The organism is Bacillus chungangensis, from assembly GCF_030812995.1.
GTDB classification, from domain to species: domain Bacteria; phylum Bacillota; class Bacilli; order Bacillales; family Bacillaceae_C; genus Bacillus_CF; species Bacillus_CF chungangensis.
In genome coordinates this window covers 1-2,117 of record NZ_JAUSTT010000056.1, presented here as the reverse complement: position 1 = coordinate 2,117, position 2,117 = coordinate 1, and the positions used below count along the sequence as shown (strand labels likewise).

The window sequence follows — 2,117 nt, the reverse complement described above, 5'->3', positions numbered from 1 at the left end:
GCTAAATGATCCTTCAAACGATATGAATCACCTACAATTGTGATTACTGTTGCGTGATGTAGAATCCGGTCGAGAATCGCATTGGCTAGTTTCGGCTCTTGAAACACTTCGTCCCAGGATTTAAAGTTTACGTTTGTCGTAAAAATCGTACTGCGTTTTTCATAACGCATATCAATCAGCTGGAAGAATAGTTTGGCATCCTCTGGATCAATCGGTAAATAACCAATCTCATCAATAATGAGGAGTTTGTATTTTGTATAATGCTTCAGACGGCTCTCTAGACGATTTTCTAAACGAGCCCTTTTTAAGTTTTGAATTAAATCATGACTTTTCACAAAATACGTGCTTATTCGTTTCTTAGCTGCTGTGATTCCAATTCCTGTAGCCAAATGCGTTTTGCCAACACCACTTGGACCAAGGAACACAATATTTTCATTTCCTTCAATAAATCGTAGAGAAAGAAAATCTTGGATTTGCTGCTGATTAATCGATGGCTGAAAGCCGAAATCAAAATCTTTAATTTCCTTTAGGTGTGGAAATGCACCGACTTTCACCATCGCATGAATCATATTTTGTTCACGTACATCGATTTCATAGTTTGTTAATTTTACTAACATATCAATAAATGAAAGTTGATTATCAATACTAAAGTCTACGACCTCATCTAAATGCGTGATCATTTGTTTTAATTTCAAATACTCTAAATTACGAACTAGTTGCTGGTAATTTGTTTGTTGAATCATTTCTCATACGCCTCCCCAATCACTTTTAGATTGTTCTTTGCTAATGCGTCGATATCTGGATAGTTTGGCGCTGAGATTCCTAGACTCTCTTTATAGTCGGATTCTCGATAATTTAATTTCTTTTGAGATAAAGTATGTTGTGCAATACATTCCATGTTATAATAAATCCAGATTTGATCATCATGTATTTGTATACCTACTTTTTTGCCAATGTACACAGTGGGCACTGAATACAGGTTGGCTTTGTAGGATACCATACTTGATGCATTAACTTGCACAAGCTGATGCTTGATGCGATAAGAGTTCCGAATCTTTTCCGATGGCAACGGAAGGAGGGAACTCTTTTCTTTTTCTAACGCAAACATCGGAATTTTCCCTGTCCCTTGATGGAAAGACTGATTTAATCGATTTGCTAGCTTCTCAATAAATTCGTATAGCTCCTCTAAGGTCAATTGACCTTGATAGGCATGAATTTCATCTAAAAATTTCATCTGTGTTTCCACTTTTCCTTTTGTTCGTGGACGTCCAGCTATACAAGGACGTACTTTAAAACCAAAATCCTTTGCAAATGCTTCAAACTTTGTATTTACTTTTCCTGCGTTGTATTCTGTACGTGGCTCATCCATCACTGTTTTCATGTTATCTGTCACAAGCTCATGTGGTATGCCACCTATTTTTTCAAATGCCTCTGTTAGAAAAGAGAATAAAATCTCTTGTGATTTCTTTAAAGCTAAATGGAAGATACGAAAACGTGAGTACCCTAACACTAAAGCAGCTACATTAATTTCTACTTGTTCCCCATCGCTTGTTTCAAACGGAATACTTTCTTTCCAATCGAATTGCGCTTGTTTCCCAGGCTCCGTTTCATATCGAACCGTCCCTTTAGGTGACGGCACATGAACATGGTTATTAAAATAAGCTGCGAACTCTGGCACTTTTGAGATATATCTTCTAAAGGTTGAAGCACCACATTCAAGTCCATGATTATCTTTTAAGTACTGCCATAAAACACGACGATAATAGAATACTTGTTTTGAGTCTTCAGATAGTAAAGCCGCAATCACCTCATAATATTCATCTACAATAGACGTTTTATCCTTTGTCTGTTTTGGCGTAAACCCACTCAAATATTTATCAATTGTACGTCGATCTACGCCCATTTCTCTTGCCAACTGGCTTTTGTTAATCTTCATTTTTAAATTCTCCATGAGTTCTTTAAATTTTGGTAAGTCTGTAAGACTCTTAATCTCAAAATTCGTTTGAACATCTAGCATTACATACATACTAATCACCTCATGATTAGTATGATGAAGTTGAGCAGAAGTGTACATATTTAAGTGAGCTTAGTTGTACATTTTTAAGTTAGCATTTCTA

The 2,117-nt window shown here is 36.0% G+C and carries 2 protein-coding genes; both read right to left on the bottom strand.

The annotated features are described in order from the left end of the window. Window positions 1–743, bottom strand: a 743-nt coding sequence (gene istB / locus J2S08_RS22285; RefSeq protein ID WP_307233548.1) for an IS21-like element helper ATPase IstB, incomplete at its 3' end; no start/stop codon positions are given. Further along, window positions 740–2,026: an IS21 family transposase gene (istA, locus tag J2S08_RS22280; protein WP_307233546.1), complete on the bottom strand. Its 1,287-nt coding sequence runs from the start codon at window positions 2,024–2,026 to the stop codon at window positions 740–742. The genes istA and istB, both read right to left, overlap by 4 nt. Window positions 2,027–2,117 lie beyond the last annotated feature (91 nt).